Origin of the sequence: Methylocystis silviterrae, from assembly GCF_013350005.1 — a bacterium.
GTDB lineage: Bacteria > Pseudomonadota > Alphaproteobacteria > Rhizobiales > Beijerinckiaceae > Methylocystis > Methylocystis silviterrae.
Window position 1 is genome coordinate 227,429 of record NZ_JABVWW010000005.1, and the last position, 21,304, is coordinate 248,732.

Annotated in this window: 13 protein-coding genes; 11 read left to right on the forward strand and 2 right to left on the reverse strand. The window is 64.2% G+C overall.

What is annotated here, in order from left to right; genetic code table 11:
• Positions 1 to 52 precede the first annotated feature (52 nt).
• The 10 genes from HUN39_RS08115 (at position 53) to HUN39_RS08160 (ending at position 16,201) form a co-directional block, all read left to right on the forward strand.
• Positions 53 to 2,506 carry a glycogen/starch/alpha-glucan phosphorylase gene (locus tag HUN39_RS08115; RefSeq protein WP_210266887.1) on the forward strand — a complete coding sequence of 818 codons (2,454 nt, stop codon included), beginning with the start codon at positions 53 to 55 and terminating at the stop codon, positions 2,504 to 2,506.
• 113 nt (positions 2,507 to 2,619) lie between these two features.
• Positions 2,620 to 4,827, forward strand: coding sequence for a 1,4-alpha-glucan branching protein GlgB (gene glgB / locus HUN39_RS08120; RefSeq protein WP_175093949.1), 2,208 nt, complete (start codon positions 2,620 to 2,622; stop codon positions 4,825 to 4,827).
• A 35-nt stretch (positions 4,828 to 4,862) separates the two neighbouring features.
• Positions 4,863 to 6,125, forward strand: a complete 1,263-nt coding sequence (glgC, locus tag HUN39_RS08125; protein WP_175093950.1) for a glucose-1-phosphate adenylyltransferase — start codon at positions 4,863 to 4,865, stop codon at positions 6,123 to 6,125.
• A complete protein-coding gene (gene glgA / locus HUN39_RS08130) occupies positions 6,122 to 7,579 on the forward strand; it encodes a glycogen synthase GlgA (RefSeq protein WP_175093951.1) in 1,458 nt (485 codons plus the stop codon). The genes glgC and glgA overlap by 4 nt, the downstream gene beginning before the upstream one ends.
• 154 nt (positions 7,580 to 7,733) lie before the next feature.
• A complete protein-coding gene (glgX, locus tag HUN39_RS08135; protein WP_175093952.1) occupies positions 7,734 to 11,951 on the forward strand; it encodes a glycogen debranching protein GlgX in 4,218 nt (1,405 codons plus the stop codon).
• Positions 11,926 to 13,278 carry a murein hydrolase activator EnvC family protein gene (locus tag HUN39_RS08140; protein ID WP_232365981.1) on the forward strand — a complete coding sequence of 451 codons (1,353 nt, stop codon included), beginning with the start codon at positions 11,926 to 11,928 and terminating at the stop codon, positions 13,276 to 13,278. The genes glgX and HUN39_RS08140 overlap by 26 nt, the downstream gene beginning before the upstream one ends.
• The gene (locus tag HUN39_RS08145; protein WP_175093954.1) at positions 13,275 to 14,639 is read left to right on the forward strand and encodes a S41 family peptidase; all 1,365 of its coding nucleotides are present in this window, start codon (positions 13,275 to 13,277) and stop codon (positions 14,637 to 14,639) included. The genes HUN39_RS08140 and HUN39_RS08145 overlap by 4 nt, the downstream gene beginning before the upstream one ends.
• Before the next feature lie 49 nt (positions 14,640 to 14,688).
• Complete coding sequence (locus tag HUN39_RS08150; protein ID WP_175093955.1) at positions 14,689 to 15,453, forward strand: heme ABC transporter permease; 765 nt, start codon at positions 14,689 to 14,691, stop codon at positions 15,451 to 15,453.
• On the forward strand, positions 15,450 to 15,608 hold the full coding sequence (gene ccmD, locus HUN39_RS08155; RefSeq protein WP_175093956.1) for a heme exporter protein CcmD: 159 nt from the start codon (positions 15,450 to 15,452) through the stop codon (positions 15,606 to 15,608). The genes HUN39_RS08150 and ccmD overlap by 4 nt, the downstream gene beginning before the upstream one ends.
• Positions 15,605 to 16,201: a DsbE family thiol:disulfide interchange protein gene (locus HUN39_RS08160; protein WP_175093957.1), complete on the forward strand. Its 597-nt coding sequence runs from the start codon at positions 15,605 to 15,607 to the stop codon at positions 16,199 to 16,201. The genes ccmD and HUN39_RS08160 overlap by 4 nt, the downstream gene beginning before the upstream one ends.
• 18 nt (positions 16,202 to 16,219) lie before the next feature.
• Here the strand turns inward: HUN39_RS08160 and HUN39_RS08165 are convergent, their stop codons facing one another.
• Complete coding sequence (locus tag HUN39_RS08165) at positions 16,220 to 16,960, reverse strand: sulfite exporter TauE/SafE family protein (protein WP_175093958.1); 741 nt, start codon at positions 16,958 to 16,960, stop codon at positions 16,220 to 16,222.
• Between the two features lie 25 nt (positions 16,961 to 16,985).
• Positions 16,986 to 17,612 carry a TetR/AcrR family transcriptional regulator gene (locus tag HUN39_RS08170; RefSeq protein WP_232365982.1) on the reverse strand — a complete coding sequence of 209 codons (627 nt, stop codon included), beginning with the start codon at positions 17,610 to 17,612 and terminating at the stop codon, positions 16,986 to 16,988.
• Positions 17,613 to 17,813: 201 nt separating this feature from the next.
• Between HUN39_RS08170 and HUN39_RS08175 the strand changes: the two genes are divergently transcribed.
• On the forward strand, positions 17,814 to 21,272 hold the full coding sequence (locus HUN39_RS08175; RefSeq protein ID WP_175093960.1) for an acyl-[ACP]--phospholipid O-acyltransferase: 3,459 nt from the start codon (positions 17,814 to 17,816) through the stop codon (positions 21,270 to 21,272).
• The last annotated feature ends 32 nt before the right edge of the window (positions 21,273 to 21,304 follow it).

Consider the following 21,304-nt stretch of genomic DNA (forward strand, 5'->3'; position numbering starts at 1 on the left):
GTCTTAGACACGTCTTGGACCGGAAATCCGGTCCGTCGCGAAAAGGATCGCCTTGAACGCTTTTGACCCGCCCGAGGCCGCCCATAAGGCCGTCGTCGCTGCGCTGCGCGACGACGTGCAGCGGCGTCTCACTTATACGGTTGGCAAGGACAACGCCGACGCCAGTCCGCGCGACTGGTTCGTCGCGACCGCGCTTGCGACCCGCGACCGGCTCGTTCCTGCGTGGCTCGCGTCGACGAAGCGCAATTATCGGGAAGACCGGCGTCGCGTTTATTATCTCTCGCTCGAATTTCTCATTGGCCGTCTGCTTATCGACACGCTGACCAATCTCGGCCTGACCGAGGCGATGCGCGACGCGCTCGCCGAACTTGGCGTCGATCTCGACATGCTGCGCGCGCTGGAGCCGGATGCGGCGCTCGGCAATGGCGGCCTCGGGCGCCTCGCCGCCTGTTTCATGGACAGCATGGCGACTCTCGAAATCGCCGCCATGGGATACGGCATTCGCTATGACCACGGCCTGTTTCGCCAGACGCTCAAGGACGGCTGGCAGCATGAATATCCCGAAGACTGGCTCTCCTTCGGCAATTCCTGGCAATTCCCGCGGCCGGAAATCACCTATGACGTCGGCTTTTTCGGCCATGTGGAAAGTTCGCGCCTCGCCGACGGCATGCTGGCGCATGTGTGGCGGCCGGGCGAAACCATCGTCGCCGTCGCCTATGACACGCCCGTCGTCGGGTGGCGCGGCAAACATGTCAACACGCTGCGCCTGTGGTCGGCGAGAGCGCCTGACGCGCTGCGCCTCGACGCCTTCAATCAGGGCGATCATGTCGGCGCGCAATCGGAGCAGGCGCGCGCCGAAGCGATTTCCAAGGTTCTTTATCCAAGCGACTCGACGCCCGCGGGACAGGAGCTGCGGCTGCGGCAGGAATATTTCTTCGCCTCGGCCTCGCTGCAGGATCTGATCCGCCGTCACCTGAGGCAGACCGGCGACATCCACAGGCTCGCCGACAAGGTGGCGATCCAGCTCAACGACACGCATCCGGCGATCGGCGTCGCCGAGCTGATGCGGCTTCTCGTTGACGTCCACGGCGTTGAATGGAAGGAGGCCTGGCGCATCACCCAGGCGACCTTCTCCTACACCAATCACACGCTCTTGCCGGAAGCGCTCGAAACCTGGCCGGTGCAGCTGATGGAGCGGCTGCTGCCGCGCCATATGCAGATCATCTATCTCATCAACGCCATGCACCTCGATGCATTGCGTGCGAAGGGCGAGAGCGACCCGGCGACGCTTTCCTCCGTGTCGCTCATCGACGAACGTAACGGTCGGCATGTCCGTATGGGCCATCTGGCGTTTCTGGGTTCGCACAAGGTGAATGGCGTCTCGGCGTTGCATAGCGCGCTGGTCAAGGAGACGGTGTTCAAGGATTTCCACCGGCTCTATCCCGACCGCATCGTCAACAAGACGAATGGCGTCACCTTCCGCCGCTGGCTGCTCGAGGCCAATCCGCCGCTGTCGCGATTGCTCGCCGACACGATTGGCGCGGGCGTTTTCGATGAGCCGGAAAGACTGATCGAACTTGAAAAATTCGCCGACGACGTCGAGTTCCAGAACCGGTTCGCGGCGGCCAAGCGCGAAAACAAGTCGCGCCTTTCGGCGACAGTCTTCGAGCGCGTCGGCGTCAGCGTCGATCCTGCCGCGCTCTTTGACGCGCAGATCAAGCGCATCCATGAATATAAGCGCCAGCTTTTGAACGTGCTTGAAGCCGTCGCGCTCTATCAGGACATCATCGCGCAGCCGGCGCGCGATTTTGCGCCGCGGGTGAAGGTCTTCGCCGGCAAGGCGGCGGCGAGCTATCATCAGGCGAAGCTCATCATCAAGCTCGCGAACGATGTGGCGAAGGTCGTGAACGCCGATCCAGCGACGCGCGGCCTTTTGAAGATCGTGTTCCTGCCGAACTACAATGTGAGCCTCGCCGAGACGATCATTCCGGCGGCCGATCTTTCCGAGCAGATTTCGACCGCCGGCATGGAGGCGTCCGGCACCGGCAATATGAAATTCGCGCTCAACGGCGCGCTCACCATCGGCACGCTGGACGGCGCCAATGTCGAAATAAGGGAGCGCGTCGGCGATGACAATATTTTCATCTTCGGCCTTACGGCGCAGGAGGTGGAGCAAAGCCGCGCGAAGGGCATCGACGCGCGCGAGACGATCGCCGCGAGTCCGCGTCTCGCCGAGGCGCTGCGGGCCATCGCCGCCGGCGTCTTTTCGCCCGACGATCCCCACCGCTATGCGCAGCTTGTCGATACGCTCACCTATTACGATCACTTTCTCGTCGCCAAGGACTTCGACGCCTATTGGGAGGCGCAGCGGCGCGTCGACGCGCGCTGGCGGGACCAGAAGGCGTGGCGGCGGTCGAGCATTCTCAACACGGCGCGTGTTGCATGGTTTTCCTCCGACCGCACGATCCGCGAATATGCGCAAGAGATCTGGAATGTCGCTGTCTGAGTAAGACTGCGTCATTGCGAGCGAAGCGAAGCAATCCAGCGTCGTTCGATCATATCTAGTTTGCTTCGTCGCTTCGCTCCTCGCAATGACGATGCGGCTTCAAGGACGAGAGAGTGACAAAAGCCGACTGGCGCGCTTCCGCAGACGACATCGACGCCATCCTTGGCGCGCGTCATGGCGACCCGTTCGCCGTGCTCGGCCTGCATGAAACGCCCGCAGGCTACGTCATACGCGCTTTCATTCCTGGCGCGACGCGAGTGGAGGCGGTTGCGCCCAACGGCGCCATGATCGCGCCGCTCGAACGCGTTCACGCCGATGGCTTCTTTGAAGGGGTGACGCCGCTGAAGGCGCGCGCGCCCTATCGCCTTGTCGCCTCTCACGACGCGGCGCGATGGGAATTCGCCGACCCTTACGCATTTTCGCCGGTGCTTGGTCCCACAGACGACCATCTGCTCGTCGAGGGCGCGCATCAGAAGCTCTATGAAAAGCTCGGCGCGCATGAGCTGACGCATGAGGGCGTGGAAGGAACGCATTTCGCCGTCTGGGCGCCGAACGCCAGGCGCGTCTCCGTCGTCGGCGACTTCAACCAATGGGACGGCCGCCGCGCGCAGATGCGCAAGCGGATCGACAGCGGCGTCTGGGAGATCTTCATTCCTCGCGTCGGCGCCGGCGCGAATTACAAATATGAAATCATCGGGCGGCACGGCGAACTCTTGCCGCTCAAAGCCGATCCGCTCGGGTTCGAGGCGGAGCTGCGGCCCTCGACCGCTTCCGTCGTCGCGTCGAACGCGCCCTATCAATGGGGCGACGCGATTCACATGCGCGAGCGGACCCAATATGACCCGCGACGTTCGCCGATGTCGATTTATGAGGTTCATCTGCCGTCGTGGCGGCGCGGCGAAAACGGACGCTTCCTGACCTATGACGAGCTTGCCGATCAGCTCGTGCCCTATGTCGCCGATCTCGGCTTCACCCATATCGAGCTGATGCCGATCAATGAACATCCGCTCGACGCTTCCTGGGGCTATCAGCCGATCGGGCTCTTTGCGCCGACGCGGCGGCACGGCGATTCCTATGGCTTTCGCCGCTTCGTCGATCGCGCGCATCAGGCGGGCGTGAGCGTCATTCTCGACTGGGTTCCGGCGCATTTTCCGACCGACGAACATGGCCTCGCGCAATTCGACGGCGGGCCGCTCTATGAGCATGCCGATCCCAAGCGCGGTTTTCATCCCGACTGGAACACCGCGATCTATGATTTCGGGCGGCGCGAAGTGGCGAATTTTCTCATCGCCAGCGCGCTCTATTGGCTCGATCGCTTCCACATCGATGGGCTGCGCGTCGACGCTGTCGCCTCCATGCTCTATCTCGATTATTCGCGAAAGCCGGGAGAATGGTCGCCCAATCCCGACGGCTCCAACGACAATCGCGACGCCGTCGCCTTTCTTCAAAGGTTCAATGAACGCGTCTACGCGCTTTATCCCGGCGTCGTGACCATCGCCGAGGAATCCACCGCCTGGGGCGGCGTGACGCGGCCGACATATGCGGGCGGACTCGGCTTCGGCTTCAAATGGAACATGGGGTGGATGAACGACACGCTGCGCTATCTCTCATCCGACCCTGTCCATCGCAAATGGCGTCATAACGAGCTGACCTTTGGTCTGCTTTACGCCTTCACCGAGAATTTCGTGCTGCCGATCTCCCATGACGAGGTCGTGCACGGCAAGGGCGCGATCGTCGGCAAGATTCCCGGCGACGAATGGCGCCGCTTCGCGACCGCGCGCGCCTATTACGGATTCATGTGGGGCCATCCGGGCAAGAAGCTCCTGTTCATGGGCCAGGAGTTTGGTCAGACGGGCGAATGGAATTTCGCAAGCGGCCTCGACTGGCGCCTGCTCGATTTTCCCCCGCATCGGGGACTTCAGGCGTTGATCCGCGATCTCAACCGCATCTATCGCGATCACGAAGCGCTCTATGCGCGCGACTGCGAGGCCGAAGGCTTTCAGTGGATCGTCGCGGATGACGCGGAGAGCTCGGTATTCGCCTTCGCGCGCTTTGGCGCGGATCGTTCCCGCGCGATCGTCGTCGTAACGAATTTCACGCCGGTGACGCGCAGCGCCTATCGGCTCGGCTTGCCGCGCGCGGGACGCTGGCGTGAACTCGTCAATTCCGACGCTGCGATCTATGGCGGCTCGGGACTTGGCAATCTCGGCGCCATTCATGCGCGCGCCGAGGCGTTCCGCGACTTTCCCGCGAGCGCCGATATTCTTCTGCCGCCGCTTTCGACTCTCTTCTTCGCATTCGAAAGCGATGCTCTACAATAAGCGGCGAATCGCGCCGCCGTCGATGGGAACTGGCGATGTCCGCCTTTGAAAATCCGCCCCTGGCGCGCCACGCCATGGCCTATGTCCTTGCCGGCGGCCGCGGCGCGCGGCTGATGGAATTGACTGACAGGCGCGCTAAGCCCGCGGTTTATTTCGGCGGCAAGTCGCGCATCATCGACTTCGCGCTCTCCAATGCGCTCAACTCCGGCATCAGACGCATTTGCGTCGCGACCCAATACAAGGCGCACAGCCTCATCCGCCATTTGCAGCGCGGCTGGAGCTTCTTTCGCACCGAGCGCAACGAGAGCTTCGACATTCTGCCGGCGAGCCAGCGCGTGTCCGAAGACCACTGGTATCTCGGCACGGCGGATGCGGTCTATCAGAACCTCGACATCGTCGAGAGCTATGATCCCAAATATATCGTGCTGCTCGCGGGCGATCACGTCTACAAGATGGACTATGAGCCCATGCTGCAGCAGCATGTGGACTCCGGCGCCGACGTGACGATCGGCTGTCTTGAAGTTCCGCGCGCCGAGGCGTCCGGTTTCGGCGTCATGCATGTCGACGACAGCGACCGCATCATCTCCTTCATCGAAAAGCCGCGCGATCCGCCTCCGATGCCGGGACATCCCGACCGCGCGCTCGTCAGCATGGGCATCTATGTTTTCGAGGCGAAGTTTCTCTACGAGCAATTGCGCCGCGACGCCGCTGAGACGCTCTCGACGCATGACTTCGGCAAGGATGTGATCCCCTACATCGTCTCGCACGGCAGGGCGGTCGCGCATCATTTCGAGCGCTCCTGCGTGCGCGCGGCGAGCGAGCCGAACGCCTATTGGCGCGACGTCGGCACGGTGGACGCCTATTGGGCGGCCAACATCGATCTCACCGACTTCACGCCGCAGCTCGATCTTTACGATCGCAACTGGCCGATCTGGACATATGCCGAAATCACCCCGCCGGCGAAATTCGTGCATGATCAGGTCGGACGGCGCGGACAGGCGCTGTCCTCGCTCGTCTCGGGCGGCTGCATCGTTTCCGGTTCGACGCTGCGCCGAACGCTGCTCTTTACCGGCGTTCGCGTGAATTCCTACGCGACCGTCGAGAACGCCGTCGTCCTGCCCTATGTCGACGTCGGCCGCTCGGCGCGACTCACCAATGTCGTCGTTGACCGCGGCGTCCAGATTCCGCAGGGACTTATCGTCGGGGAGGACCCGGAGTTCGACGCCGCGCGTTTTCGCCGCACCGAGGGCGGCGTCTGTCTCATCACGCAACCGATGATCGACAGGCTCGGCGCATGAGTTCGCTGCGCGCGCTCGCCATCGCTTCGGAGATGGCGCCTTTGGTCAAGACCGGCGGACTTGCCGATGTCGTCGGCGCGCTGCCGCATGCGCTCGCCGCCGAAAACATCGAGCTGCGCACGCTCATTCCGGGCTATCCCGACGTACGCGCCACGCTGGGCGTGGGCGAAACGGTTCTCGAGTTCGATGATCTCTTCGGCGGCCCGGCCTGGATTCACGCGGCGCGGCATAACGGAGTCGCGATCTATACGTTGATCGCGCCACATCTTTATGCGCGCGAAGGCGGACTCTATACGGGACCGGACGGCGCCGATTATCCCGACAACGCCTTCCGCTTCGCCGCGCTCGCCTGGGCCGGCGCGCAGATCGGGCTCGGCGCGCTTGATGGATTTACGCCCGATGTCGTGCATGCGCATGACTGGCAGGCGGCGCTCGCGCCGGCCTATATGCATTATGCGGACAGGCCGCGCCCGGCGACGATCGTCAGCATCCACAACATCGCCTTCCAGGGGCAATTCCCCAAAGAACTGCTGGAGTTTTTGCGGCTGCCGCCGCGCGCGTTCGATATCGACGGCGTCGAATATTACGGCGCGATCGGCTTCCTGAAGGCTGGGCTGCAACTCGCCGACCGCATCACCACGGTGTCGCCAAGCTATGCGCGCGAGATCGAGACGCCGGAATTCGGCATGGGCCTCGAGGGCCTGTTGCGCGCGCGCGCGGATCGCGTGAGCGGCATATTGAATGGCGTCGATGAAGAGACGTGGGATCCGGCGACCGACGCGCATCTTGGAACGCGCTATGATCATTGGAGCCTGCCGTCGCGCGCCAGGAACAAGGCGGCTTTGCAGAAACGTCTGCGACTGCGCGTCGATCCCGACGCCTTTCTCATCGGCGTCGTCAGCCGGCTGTCGTGGCAGAAGGGGCTCGACCTGCTGCTCGAGGTCTTGCCGCAGCTGATGCGCGGACGCGCGCAACTCGCGCTGCTCGGCGCTGGAGATAAGACGCTTGAAGAAGGATTTGTCGCCGCGGAGGCGGCGCATCCGGGCCGCGTGGGCGTTCATATCGGCTATAGCGAAGAGCTTGCGCATATGGTCCAGGCGGGCGCCGACGCCTTCCTCGTTCCGTCGCGCTTCGAGCCATGCGGACTGACGCAGCTCTATGCGCTGCGCTACGGCGCCGTGCCGATCGTCTCGCGCGTCGGCGGGCTGAAAGATACGATCGTCGACGCTAATGAGATGGCGCTGCAGGCCGACGTCGCGACCGGCCTGCAATTTTCGCCGACGACCGCCGAGGCGCTCGCCCTCACGCTGCGCGAAGCCGAACGTTTGTTCGAGGACGCCGAGACGTGGCGCAAGATTCAGGTCAACGGCATGAGAACGGACGTCTCCTGGCGCAATCCGGCGCGCCGCTACGCGACGCTCTTTCGGGACGCGGCTGCCGCGAGAGTTGTGTGATTGTTTCGGTAACAAAGTCCCCTCCCTGTCCCTCCCCCGCTCTCGCGGGAGAGGGAACCCTAACGATTGGCGTAGCGCGGGTTTCGCGACCTGCGCCGCGTCTTCCTCCCTCTCCCGCAAGCGAAGCGCAGCGGGGGAGGGTTGGGGAGGGGGCATGATCGGCCGAGTTTCCGATGGCGCGTCAGAATCGCTCGGCGTCACGCCGGATGCGAGCGGCGCGAATGTCGCGGTGTTTTCCGCTCACGCCCAGGCGATCGAGCTTTGTCTCTTCGATGACGCCGACGAAGAGCTCGCCCGCATAAAATTGCCCGCGCGCAGCGGGGACGTTTTTCATGGCTATATCGAGGGCCTCAAAGAAGGCCAGCGCTATGGCTTTCGCGCTTACGGACCCGACGCGCCGGAGGCGGGCCATCGCTTTAATCCGGCGAAGCTGCTCGTCGATCCTTACGCGCTCGCGCTCGATCGCGTCTTCACGCTGCATCCTTCGCTATTCGCTTATGGCGACGCCGCGAACGCCGACAGCGCCGCGCATCTGCCGAAAGCGATTGTCACGAAGCCAGTCCCTGCGGAGGCGCCGCGGCCAAAGCATTTCTGGCGCGATACGGTCATCTACGAGCTTCACGTCAAGGGTTTCACCGCGACCCATCCCGACATCCCGCAACATCTGCGCGGGACCTTCGCCGGTCTCGCGCATGACGCGGCGATCGCGCATCTGACGCGGCTCGGCGTCACGACGCTGGAGCTTCTGCCTTGCGCGGCGTGGATCGACGAGCGCCATCTGCCGCCGCTCGGGCTTTCCAATTACTGGGGCTACAATCCCATCGCCATGATGGCGCCCGACCCACGGCTTGCGCCGGGCGGCTGGCGTGAAGTTCGCGAAGTCGTCGCCAGACTTCACGACGCCGGGCTCGAAGTCATTCTCGACGTTGTCTTCAACCATACGGGCGAAGGCGACGAGTTCGGGCCGACCGTTTCATTCCGGGGGCTCGACAACGCCAGCTATTACCGGCTCGCCGACGACCGCGCGCGTTACGTCAATGACTCGGCCTGCGGCAATGTTCTCGATTGCGGGCGCGCGCCTGTCGTGCGGCTCATCATGGATGCGCTGCGCGCCTGGGCGCTCTATGGCGGCGTCGACGGCTTTCGCTTCGATTTGGCGACGACGCTCGCGCGTCGTTCCTCGGGGTTCGATCGCGACGCGCCATTGCTTTCGGCGCTCCTGCAAGATCCCGTGCTTCGGGATTTAAAGCTCATCGCCGAACCCTGGGACATGGGCCCAGGCGGCTATCGGCTCGGCGACTTTCCTGAGCCTTTCGTCGAATGGAACGATCGCTATCGGGATGGCGCGCGACGCTTCTGGCGCGGCGATAGCTGCGGCGTCGCGGAACTCGCGACGCGCCTTTCGGGCTCGCAGGATATCTTCGCACGACGGGGTCCTTCGCGCAGCGTCAATTATATTGCCGCGCATGACGGCTTCACTCTGCGCGATCTCGTTTCCTACGCGCATAAGCACAATGAAGCGAATGGCGAAGAGAACCGCGACGGCGCCGACCACAATCTTTCCTGGAACAATGGCGTTGAAGGCGAGAGCGAAGACGCCGCGATCCATGCGGCGCGCGCGCGGGATGCGCGCAATCTGCTCGGCACGCTGCTTTTCTCGCGCGGAACGCCGATGCTGGCCATGGGCGCGGAGTTGGGTAAGACGCAGTCCGGCAATAATAACGCCTATGCGCAGAACAACGCCCTCTCCTGGATCGATTGGGCGCGCGCCGACGATGGACTGATCGAGACGACGGCGAAGCTCATCGCGCTGCGCAAGCGACACCTCACCTTAAGCGAAGATCGTTTTCTCGACGGAGAGCCGCATGACGCGACGCTCATCCCCGACGTCGAATGGTTGCGTCCCGACGGCGTGCCGATGCGCGATGAGGACTGGCGTGACAACGAGGCGCAAACGCTTGTCGTCGGGTTTAATGCCGAAGGCGATCGCGTCATCGTCATTCTGCATCGCGGTCCTGACGAAATTGTCGTGCGGCCGCCGCTTGCCCGGGACAATCACGGTTGGACATTGGCGTTTAATTCGGCGAAGGACGGCGCGAGCGAAGACATTGAAGAAATCCTGCGTATGACGCCGCGCTCTGTCGCGCTTCTCGTCGAGGAAAAGCGCGCATCGTGCCGCTCTATTGCGCCTGCTTCGGAAGACATCCTCTCGCGTCTCGCCGAGGCGGCTGGCGTCGAAAAACAATGGCGCGACGTTGACGGCGCTCTGCATGACGTTCCCCGCGAGACGGTCTGCGCGCTGCTAGCGCAATTGGGCTTTCCGGCAAACACGCTCGATGACGCGCGCGACAGTCTCGCGCGGCTTTCCGACTTTCGCGACAGACGCGTGTTGCCAGCGAGTCTGTCGGCGAAGGAAGGAAAGTCCTTCGCCCTTCGGCTCGCCGCGCGCAACGGTCGTACGCCGGGCTGGCTCGGCGTCACGCAGGAAGACGGAAGCTGTTCGCGCATCGCCCTTCGAGAGAACGCCGCGCCAGTCGCATGGCGCGGACTGGATGGCCGGCGGTGCGACGGCGTCGAAGCGCGTCTGCCGCCGCTTCCCGTCGGACGTTATCATGTGTCGATCGAGCGTGGCGAAGACTGTGCGCTCACCGTCGCGCCGTCGGGCTGTTTTTTGCCAGACGACGCGCGCCGCGAATTCGGCCTCTCGGCGCAGCTTTATTCCGTGCGCCGTGATGGCGATCAGGGGATCGGCGACTTCTCGACGCTCGCGGCGTTCGGGCGCGCCGGCGCTAAAGCCGGCGCGGCGCTTATCGCGATCAATCCGCTGCACGCCTTGTTTGCGCAAGATCGCACGCGCGTCAGTCCGTACTATCCGTCCGACCGGCGTTTCGTCGATCCGCTCTATATCGATGTGGCTGAGCTGGGGCGCATGCTCGGCGCGCCGATTGATTTCGACGAGAAGACCGCAGTGGTTCTCAGCGCCGCCGCGGATGTCGACTATCCCGGCGTTCATGCGCTGAAGATGGCGGCGCTCGAACGCGCCTTCGCTGTCTTCCTTGAACTCTCGCGCCGCCAGCCGAACGCCGCGCCCGCCGCATCGTTCCAACGCTTCATCGACCAAGGCGGGACGGCGCTCGCGCGTTTCTGCCAGTTCGAGGCGATCAGCGAGGCGCGCAACGGCCAAAGCTGGCGGATGTGGCCGCAAGAGCTGCGGGAGGCGCGCGATGCGGCGGTGACCGCCTCCGCGAGCGAACATGCGACGCGCGTCCAATTCCATCAATTTCTGCAATGGCTCGCCGATGCGCAATTCGCACATGCGGCGCAGGATGCGCGCGCAGCGGGACTGTCGCTCGGCTTCTGCCGCGACCTCGCCATTGGCGCGGCGCCCGATGGCGCCGAGTGCTGGAGCCGCGCGGCAAGTTTCGTGGACGGCTTCTCGATCGGCGCGCCGCCCGACGCCTTCAGTCGGGAAGGCCAGAATTGGGGCTTGCCGCCGCCAAATCCGATCGAGATGGAGAAAAGCGGCGGCGCCGATTTCGCGGAGTTGCTGCGCGTAAATATGCGTCATGCGGGCGCGTTGCGCATCGATCACGTCATGGGTCTCGCGCGGCTTTTCGTCATTCCGGACGGCGAAAAGCCCGCCGCCGGCGCCTATGTCAATTACCCGTTCGAGACCTTGATGGGTCAGCTCGCGCTCGAAAGCCGACGCGCGCGATGCGTCGTCGTTGGCGAAGATCTCGGCACGGCGCCCTGGGGTTTTTGCGAGCGCATCGCGCGCGTCGACGTGCTGAGCTACCGGGTTCCATGGTTCGAACGTTCGGGCGCGGGCTTCGCGCCGCCGGCGTTCTATCCCAGGAAAGCCATGGCCTGCGTTTCGACGCATGATTTGCCGACGCTCGAAGGCTGGTGGGCGGCGGCGGACATCGCCGAGAAGCAAGCCTTAGGGCTGATCGCGTCCGACGGGGCCGAAGCCGCTCGCGCCGCGCGCAGCGCGGAAAAGGACGCGCTTCTCGACGCATTGCGCGCGCAGTCGCTGATCGACGGCGCGCATCACGCATCAAGCGTCTTCGACGACGCCTTGGCTCGGGCGCTCCATGCCTTCATCGCGCGCACGCCGGCTTTGCTCGCCATGTCGCAACTCGACGATCTCGCGGGCGAAACGCAGGCGATCAACTTGCCCGGCACCGATCGCGAACGCTTGAACTGGCGCCGCAGACTGCCAGAATCGGTCAACGCGCTCTTTGATTCGCGCCGCGCCCGCGCGATCCTCGCCGGGCTTTGCCGCAATGTGGACGCGATTGCCGGCGCATATCGGCCTCCGGGCGAAATTGATGCCGCGGATGGACATGAGCGTTTCGAGCATGGCGGGTAACGAAGCCACCGAGCGCGGGCTCATCTCTGCGGCGCTCCTTGCGATTTCTGTCGCGTTTTCCGCCCATGCCGAACAACAAGGTCCGGACGCCAAAGACATCTCGTCAAAGCAACAAGAATTGCGCGGCGTCGAAGACACGATGGGCGCCGCCCAGGAGCGCGCGCGTCGACTTGAAGAGCAGCTTGTCGATCACGCCGCCGCGCGCGAAAGGCTGAATGGCGCGCTCATCGAAGCGACGCAGCGGCTGCAGGAGACGGAAGGGCGCGCGGCCGAGATCGAAGAGCGGCTTTCGGCGCTCACCGAGAACGAGCGCAAGATCGTCTCTTCGCTCGAGAGCCGCCGCGGATTGATCATGGAGATCCTTACCGTCCTGCAACGGATGGGCCGTAAGCCGCCGCCGGCGCTGATCGCGCGTCCGAACGAGATTCTCGAGGCCGTCCGAGCGTCGCTCGCGCTCGGCGCCCTGTTGCCGCAAATGCGCGCCGAAGCGCGCCAGCTGCAGCGCGATCTTTCGGAGCTGGAGCAAGTGCGCGATGGCGTGCGGCGCGAGCGGGAACGCCTCGCGGAGCAGCAAGCTAGTCTCAAAGCTCAGCGCGAAAGGCTCGCGCCGATGATCGGAGAACGTCAGGAGGCGCTTTCCTCCGCGCAAAGCGCCCTGCAGGCGGAGACGGAGCGCGCGCGCGCGCTGGCGCAGCGCGCCACAAGCCTCAAGGATCTGATCTCGCGCATGGAGGCGGACAGCGCGGCTGCGCGGCGCGCGGCGGAGGCGGCGCGCAGGGCCGATGACGAGCGCGCCAAAGCTCAAGCGATGCTTTCCGAGCGAGAGCGGCTCAAAGCGTTGTCTGCGCCGTTCAAGGATCCAGCGCGGCTTGCGCCTGCCGTCGCTTTCATTGATCTTAAAGGCCGGCTGCCGGCCCCGGCCGCGGGATCGGTCGTGCGGCGTTTCGGCGCGCCCGACGGTTTTGGCGGCAAGGAGAAGGGCCTGTCGATCGCGGCGCGGGAAAACGGGGTCGTTATCGCCCCCTGCGACGGATGGATCGCTTTTTCAGGGCCTTACCGAAGTTATGGACAACTCTTGATCATTAATGCCGGCGGCGGTTATTATGTGGTCCTGGCCGGCATGAGTCGCACCAATGTGAACGCGGGACAGTTCGTTCTCGCAGGTGAGCCGGTTGCCAGCATGGGAGACGGAGCCGCGCAAACCGCGGCGACCATCGCAATCGGCGCGAAACAACCCATTCTTTATGTTGAGTTCCGCAAGGACGGAGCGTCAATCGACTCGGGCCCATGGTGGGCAAAGTCAGACAGTCGGAAGGTCGGCGGATGATTCGCAAAACAGCCCTTATCGCCACAGGAATTGCAATTGGAGCGGGATGCGCCACGCTGGGCCAGCAGGCGCGCGCCGTCATCGGCGCTCCAGCTCAAGCCGCTTCCGCCGACACCTATAAGAACCTCAGCCTGTTTGGCGACGTGTTCGACAAGGTGCGCGCCGACTATGTCGAGAAGCCCGATGAGCAGAAGCTCGTCGAAAACGCCATTAACGGCATGCTGACCTCGCTCGATCCGCATTCGAGCTACCTTGACGCCAAGGCCTTCAAGGACATGCGGACGCAGACCGAGGGCAAGTTCGGCGGCTTGGGCATTGAGGTCACGCAGGAAGACGGACTCGTGAAGGTCGTCACGCCGATCGACGACACGCCGGCGTCGCGCGCCGGGATCATGTCCGGCGATCTCATCGGCGCCATCGACGACGAGACGGTGCAGGGCATGACCCTCAATCAGGCCGTCGACAAAATGCGCGGCGCGATCAACACGCCTGTCAAGCTGACGCTGTTCCGCGGCAAGAACAAGGATAAGGTCGAGGTCAAGCTGGTCCGCGCCGAGATCCACATCAAATCCGTACGCTCGCGTAAACAGGGCGACGACATCGCCTATGTCCGCATTTCGCAGTTCAATGAAGAGACCGCGGAAGGCCTGCGGACCGCCATGGCCAAGGCGCAGCAGGACATCCCGGCTGACAAGTTCAAAGGCTACATCCTCGATCTGCGCAATAATCCGGGCGGTTTGCTGGATCAGTCGATCCAGGTCGTCAACTCCTTCATCGACAAGGGCGAGATCGTGTCGACGCGCGGCCGCAACGCCGATGAAACCCAGCGCTACAACGCCCGCGGCTCCGGCGATCTGTCGAAGGGCAAGCCCGTCGTCGTGCTGATCAACGGCGGTTCGGCCTCGGCGTCCGAAATCGTCGCCGGCGCTTTGCAGGATCACAAGCGCGCAACGCTGATCGGAACGCGCTCCTTCGGCAAGGGCAGCGTGCAGACGATTATCCCGCTCGGCGGCTCCAGCGGCGCGCTGCGGCTGACGACGGCGCGCTATTACACACCGTCCGGCCGCACGATCCAGGCCAAGGGCATTGATCCGGACATGATCATCCTGCAGGACGTGCCGGACGAGCTCAAAGGCAAGGACGACACCAAGGGCGAAGCGTCGCTGAAGGGCCATCTCAAGACCGGCGACGAGGAAAAGACCGGCTCGCAGGCCTATGTTCCGCCGGATGAGGCGAAGGACAAGCAGCTCATCGCGGCGGTGGAGCTTCTGCACGGCAAGCCGAGGGCGCAAATTCTCGCCGAGCAGACCAAGGAAGTCGCCAAGGACACGACCAAGCCGCCGTCCAAAGCCGCCAATTGACGGGGTCGGCCATGCGGCTTAGGCAGTCGGCGGGAGTTTCCGTCCGTCGATGAGCTTTCTGTCCACTTACGCTAATCCAACGCGCTTTCTGCGTTTTGCAGAACGCGCGTTGCCTTGGCTTTCGGGCGCCACGGCGCTTCTGCTGGCGATCGGGCTCTACGGCGCCTTCACGGCGCCGCCCGATTATCAGCAGGGCGCAACGGTGCGGATCATGTACATCCATGTGCCGTCCGCCTGGCTCGCGATCTTCGCTTATGTTGTGATGACCTCGGCGTCGCTCGGCGTTCTGGTGTGGCGTCATCCCCTCGCCGACGCGGCGCAGAAAACCGCCGCCAATCTCGGGGCCGCCTTCACCTTCATCTGCCTCGTCACGGGCTCGCTTTGGGGCAAGCCGATGTGGGGGACGTTCTGGGTGTGGGACGCGCGCCTCACCTCGATGCTGGTTCTTTTTCTTCTCTATCTCGGTCTCATCGCCGTAAGGCAGACGATGGACGACACGCCGCGCGGCGCGCGCATCGCGGCGATCATGACGCTCGTCGGCGCCATCGACATCCCGATCATCAAATATTCGGTCGATTGGTGGAACACCTTGCACCAGCCGGCATCGGTGTTTCGCATTGACGGGCCGGCGATCTCCGGATCGATGCTGTGGCCGCTCATCGTCATGGCGCTCGCCGCGACGCTGCTGTTTTTGACGCTGCATATCATGGCGATCCGCAACGAAATCCTGCGCCGGCGCCTCGCGCGCCTCTCGATGCAAGCCGTCCGCGCCGGCGAAATCGCCGGCGATGAGAGCATGGAGGCGGCGGAATGAGCGGCCACTGGTTCTATATCGCCGCCGCCTATGGCGTGACGGCCGCGACGCTCGGCGTCGTGATCTTGCGCATCGTCCTCGACTATCGCCGCCTGCGCTCGGCGCTGGCGCGCTTTGGCGCGGCTGGCGCGCGCGATGAAGGAGAGGGCGCGTGAGCGACGCCGTCGCGCCGCGCTCGGCGCTGCGCTTTCTGCCGCTGGCGCTCTTCGCGCTGCTGGCGCTGGTCTTCCTTGTGCGGCTCTTCTCGGGCGACGCTTCGCGCATCCCCTCGGCGCTGATCGGCAGGCCGGCGCCGGATTTCGATCTGCCGGCGCTTGAAGGTCTGGCCGGCGTTCCCGGTCTCTCAACCGGCGATTTGCGCAAGGGTCACGTGAGCCTCGTCAATGTCTTCGCCAGCTGGTGCGGGCCCTGTCGACAGGAGCATCCGGCGCTCATGGCGATCGCCGGCGATCAAGCGCTCAAGGCCAAAGGCGTCGAGCTCTACGGGCTTTCCTACAAGGATGAGACGGCGAAGGCCTTAGGTTTCCTTGAGGAGGGCGGCAATCCTTTCGCGCGCGTCGGCGTCGATCCTGCCGGCCGCACGGCGATCGACTTCGGCGTTTATGGCGTGCCGGAGACGTTCGTGATCAAGGGCGACGGCACCATCGCCTATAAATTCGTCGGGCCGCTGACGCCTTCCGCCATTGCGACGACGCTCATTCCCGAGATCGAAAAGGCGATGGCGGGCGGGGCGGCCACGACGCGCTGAACGCGTCGGGCGCCCGGATTACGGCGCTCTGAGGAAGAGGCCGACGGTCAGCGCCGCGCCGACCACGATGATGAAGATGCGCAGGATTTTTTCGTCGATGTGATGGATCAGGCGGGCGCCGGCGACGCCGCCGATCGTCGCGCCCGCGCTCGTCACCAGCGCCTGCGGCCAGTGCAGATCCGGCGAGAACAGAAAGATCGCGACGGCGGAGGCGTTCATGACGCCGGCCAATACGTTCTTGGTGGCGCTGGCGACGCGCACGCCCTGTCCGGCCATGGTCAGCGCGGCCACCATGAGGAAGCCGATGCCGCCGCCGAAATAGCCGCCGTAAACCGAAATCAGAAATTGCGCCAGCGCCGCTCCCGGCGCGCTGAGATGCGTATGCCTGTCGCCTGACTTGCGAAAGAAGCTGCCCCAGGCGAAGACCACCGTCGCAAACAGCACGAGCCATGGCACGAGACGCGCGAAGAGTCCCCGCGGCGTGCCAAGCAACACCGCGGCGCCGACGGCGCCGCCGACGATGCTGATCACGAACAGCGTGCGGAGCGAAAGCCCATTGGCGCCCTTCGCAAGCTTGCGGCCGGTCCAGCCGGTCGCGACCTGCGCCGGAAACAGCGCCGCGCATGACGTGATATTGGCCGCGAGCGCGTCCATGCCCGTAAACATCAGGGTGGGAAGCGTGAGGAAGGAGCCGCCGCCGGCAAGCGCATTCTGCGCGCCCGCCCAGGTCGCTACGGCAAACAGCAGAATGAAAGTCATGCGCGCCTATGTCAGCTCGGGCGGCTCAAATCAAGCGGGCCGACTCCATCATCAGTCCCGCCGCGAGAAGCCGGATCAGCACGCCGAGCTGCTCATCCAGCAATTTTGGCGGGGTCTCAGCGATCTTCTCCTCGAGCCCCAGCGCCACGACTCCGTGCACGGCCGAAAACAGCGTGCGCGCGAGCGCGGCGCGCGCCATCGCGTCCCTGCCCGGCAACAGTTGCGCAAGCGGCGCGTCCAACCGACTGAACAGGCGGTTGCGCGCGTCCGCATACCAGGCCGGCACGGGCGCGCCAGGGGGCAATCGGTGCTCGAACAGCGCGCGCCAGCTCGGCTCGTCTTTTCTCGCGAAGCTCAGATAGGCCCGCGCCATGGCTTCCAGCGCCTGCTCCGCCTCTGCGTCCACGAACGCCGCGTCGAGCGCGGCCTCCAGGCGCGCCAGGGTGCGCGCGTTTACCCGCAGGACCAGCTCGTCGAGGTCGTGAAAAGCGGTATAGATCGCGCCGAGCGCGCAACCGGCCGCGGCGGCGAGATCGCGCGCCTTAAGTCCGGCGAGACCCTGCGCCGCGACCGTCTCCTGCGCGATGTCGATAAGCCGGTCACGCAAGTGCGTCCGGCGGTCGGCTCCCGCGTCGGCGTTCTTCTCGTTCAAGGAACTCTCCCAATTCGGCATGAACATCGTTCATTTTTCGATTGACGGCAGAGCAAAAGCGCTGCAGTCTCCATATTGAACATAGTTCATGGCGAAAGGCTGACCTTCAACCGATCGCAACGCCCATTGCAACGCGCCCGACTTGACCGATCCTTAAGGGTCATCGGCGAAAGTCACGACGCACCTCCCGGAAGCTTCGACATGACGCATTCGCTTCTCGCTTCGCGGCGTTTCGCGCCATTGTTTTGGCGTCAGTTCTTCGCGGCCTTCAACGACAATTTCCTGAAGAACGCCCTGGTGCTCTTGATCCTGGCGCACGCGGCCGAAGGCGGCGCGTCGCTTGTTACGCTCGCCGGCGCGGCCTTCATCGCGCCGTTTTTTCTTCTGTCGGCGATCGGCGGCGAATTCGCCGACAAATATGACAAGGCGCGGGTCGTGCGCTGGCTTAGCGTCGCGGAGATCGCCGTCGCAGCATTGTCCGCGACCGGCTTTCTGTTCGCCAATATCCCGACGCTCTTTGGCGCGCTCATTCTTTTTGGCGTCACTGGCGCGCTGTTCGGCCCTGTCAAATACGGCATCTTGCCCGACCATCTGACGCGCGAGGAACTTCCGGCGGGCAATGCGCTCGTCGAGAGCGCGACCTTTTTCGCAATTCTCAGCGGCACGGTCGCCGGCGGCATGGCGTTGCATGTCGGCGACGGGGTGATCCTCGCCGCGGGAGTCATGGGCGTCGCGGCGCTGGCTCTTGGCGCGGCGTGGCTGATTCCCCCAACGGGGCGCGCCGATCCCGATCTTGCGATCGACGCCAACGTCTTCCGCTCAACCTTCAAATTGCTGCGGCATCTGCGTGGTCAAATAGCACTGCGGCGGCTTGCCGTGGTGACGAGCCTCTTCTGGCTGTTCGGCTCCATCGCCATGTCGCTCACTCCCTCGCTCATCACCCAGACGCTGCATGGCGCGGAGATCCTCGTCAGCATTCATCTGGCGCTGTTCGCCGTCGGCATCGCCATCGGATCGGGGCTCGCCGCCTTTCTGCTCAAGGGCAAGATCGTGCTGCTGCCGTGTGCGGTCGGCGCGGCGCTCGTCGCTTTTGCGTCCGCGGACCTCGGCCTCGCGCTGCTCCTTTCGGCCGCGCCAGCCACAGCGACGGCGCTATCGCCGCAAGACTATTTCGCTCAATCGCTCGCCTGGCGCGCCGCGATCGATCTTTCACTGCTCGCGGTCGCGGGCGGACTGATGATCGTTCCGTCCTTCGCCGCCATTCAGGCGCAGAGCGCGCCTCAGCAGCGCGCCCGCACCATCGCCGCCGTGAATGTGCAGAACGCCGCCTTCATGGCGCTCGGTGGCGTCGGGGTTGCGGGTTTGCAGAGCTTGGGCGTCTCTTTCGCGGCGCTTCTGATTGGCCTGGCCGTCGTCGCGCTCGTCGCTTCGATCTGGATCGTCAACGTGGTCGTCGCATCGCCGCTGCAGGATCTGCTCTCGATCTACTTTCGCGCCTTCTACCGTCTCGAGGCGAAGGGACTGGAAAATTTCGAGAAGGCGGGACCCAATCCGATCGTCGCGCTCAACCATGTGAGCTTTCTCGACGCCGCGGCGATTTTCGCCGTCATGCCAAAGCAGCCGGTCTTCGCCGTTGACCGCGCGATCTCGAAGACATGGTGGGCGAAGCCGTTTTTGAAATTCATGCGCGTGATCCCGCTCGACCCAGCCAATCCGCTTGGCGCGCGCGCGCTGATCAATGCGGTCAAGGACGGAAACCCGCTCGTCATCTTCCCGGAAGGCCGGCTTACGGTCACCGGCAGTCTGATGAAGGTCTATGATGGGGCGGGGCTGATCGCGGAGAAATCCGGCGCGATGGTCGTCCCGGTGCACATCGATGGCGCTGAGGCGACGATGTTCTCGCGGCTGACGCGCGAACAGGCGCGCCGGCGCTGGTTTCCGAAATTCACGCTCACCGTGCTCGAACCCATCCGGCTGACGGTCGATGACGCGCTGAAAGGCAAGGCGCGGCGGATGGCGGCCGGCGCGGCGCTCTATCAGATCATGTCGGATCTCGTCTTCCGCGCTACAAACGTCGATCGCACTTTGTTCGACGCCGTCGTTGAAGCCGCGCGCACGCACGGGCTGTCGCGCGTCGCTCTCGAAGATCCGATCGCCGGCAAGCTCAGCTATCGCGGACTGCTGATCGGGACGCGCGCGCTCGCCGGCAAGATCGCGCGCATTGGGAGGCCGGGCGACGCGATCGGATTGATGCTGCCGAACGCCAATGGCGCGGGAATAGCGTTCCTCGCGGTCATTTCGGCCGGCCGCGCGCCGGCGATGATCAATTTCACGGCCGGCGCCGCCAATATTCTGGCGGGCTGCGAGGCGGCGCAGGCGAGGACGATTCTGACGTCGCGCGGCTTCATCGAGAAAGCCAAGCTCGAAAAGCTTGTCGCAGCGCTCGAAGAGAAAGTCGCGCTCGTCTATCTCGAAGACATGCGCGCGAGCATCTCCTTTGCCGACAAGCTCGACGCCTTCAGGCGGTTCCGTAAGCCCGTCGCCCCGCGCAAGGCCGACGAGATGGCAGCGATACTTTTCACCTCGGGGTCGGAAGGCGCGCCCAAGGGCGTCGCCTTGTCGCATCGAAACATGCTCGCCAATGCGGCGCAGGCCGCCGCGCGCATCGACTTCGGACGCACCGACAAGGTCTTCAACGTGCTGCCGATGTTCCATTCCTTCGGTCTGACGGTCGGCTTCACGCTGCCGCTCACCTCCGGCGTTCCGATCTATCTTTATCCCTCGCCGTTGCACTATCGCATCGTTCCGGAGCTCGTTTACGGCTCAAACGCCACGATTCTTTTCGGGACGGACACTTTTCTCGCCGGTTACGCGCGCCCGGCGCACGCTTATGACTTCCGGTCGATCCGTTATGTGGTCGCCGGCGCCGAGCCGGTGAAGCAATCGACGCGCGATCTGTGGATGGAGAAGTTCGGCGTCCGCATCCTTGAAGGCTATGGCGTGACGGAAGCCTCGCCGGTCCTCGCGCTCAACACGCCGATGTTCAACAGATTCGGCGCGGTCGGACGTTTGATGCCAGGCGTCGAACACCGGCTTGAGCCCGTTCCGGGCGTGGAGGACGGCGGAAGGCTCTTGGTGCGCGGTCCCAATGTAATGATGGGCTATCTCAAGATCGACAAGCCCGGCGTGGTGCAGCCGCCGGAGAACGGCTGGCATGATACGGGCGATATCGTCACGATCGACGCGCAGGGCTATGTGACGATCAAGGGGCGCGCCAAGCGCTTCGCCAAGGTCGGCGGCGAGATGGTGTCGCTCGCGGCGATCGAACAGTTGGCGGCGGAACTTTGGCCCGACGCGCTGTCGGCGGCGGCGACCGAGATCGATCCGCGCAAGGGCGAGAGAATCATTCTCATCACACAGCGGAAGGACGCGACGCGCGCCGATTTCCAGGCCTATGCGAAATCGAAGGGCGCCTCCGACCTGATGATTCCGGCGGAGATGATGATCGTCGAGAGTGTGCCGCTTCTTGGCTCCGGCAAGCTCGATTTCGCGGCGGTGACCAAAATGGTGCGCGAGCGCGGGCGCTACATTCTGCCCAACCCGCGCCTGCCCAACGGTCTGCAGGGGCGCATCGACGGAAGCGCCGCTGCGTCTGCGTGAAATTCCAAGAATTTAACTTCAGTCGCGCTGCG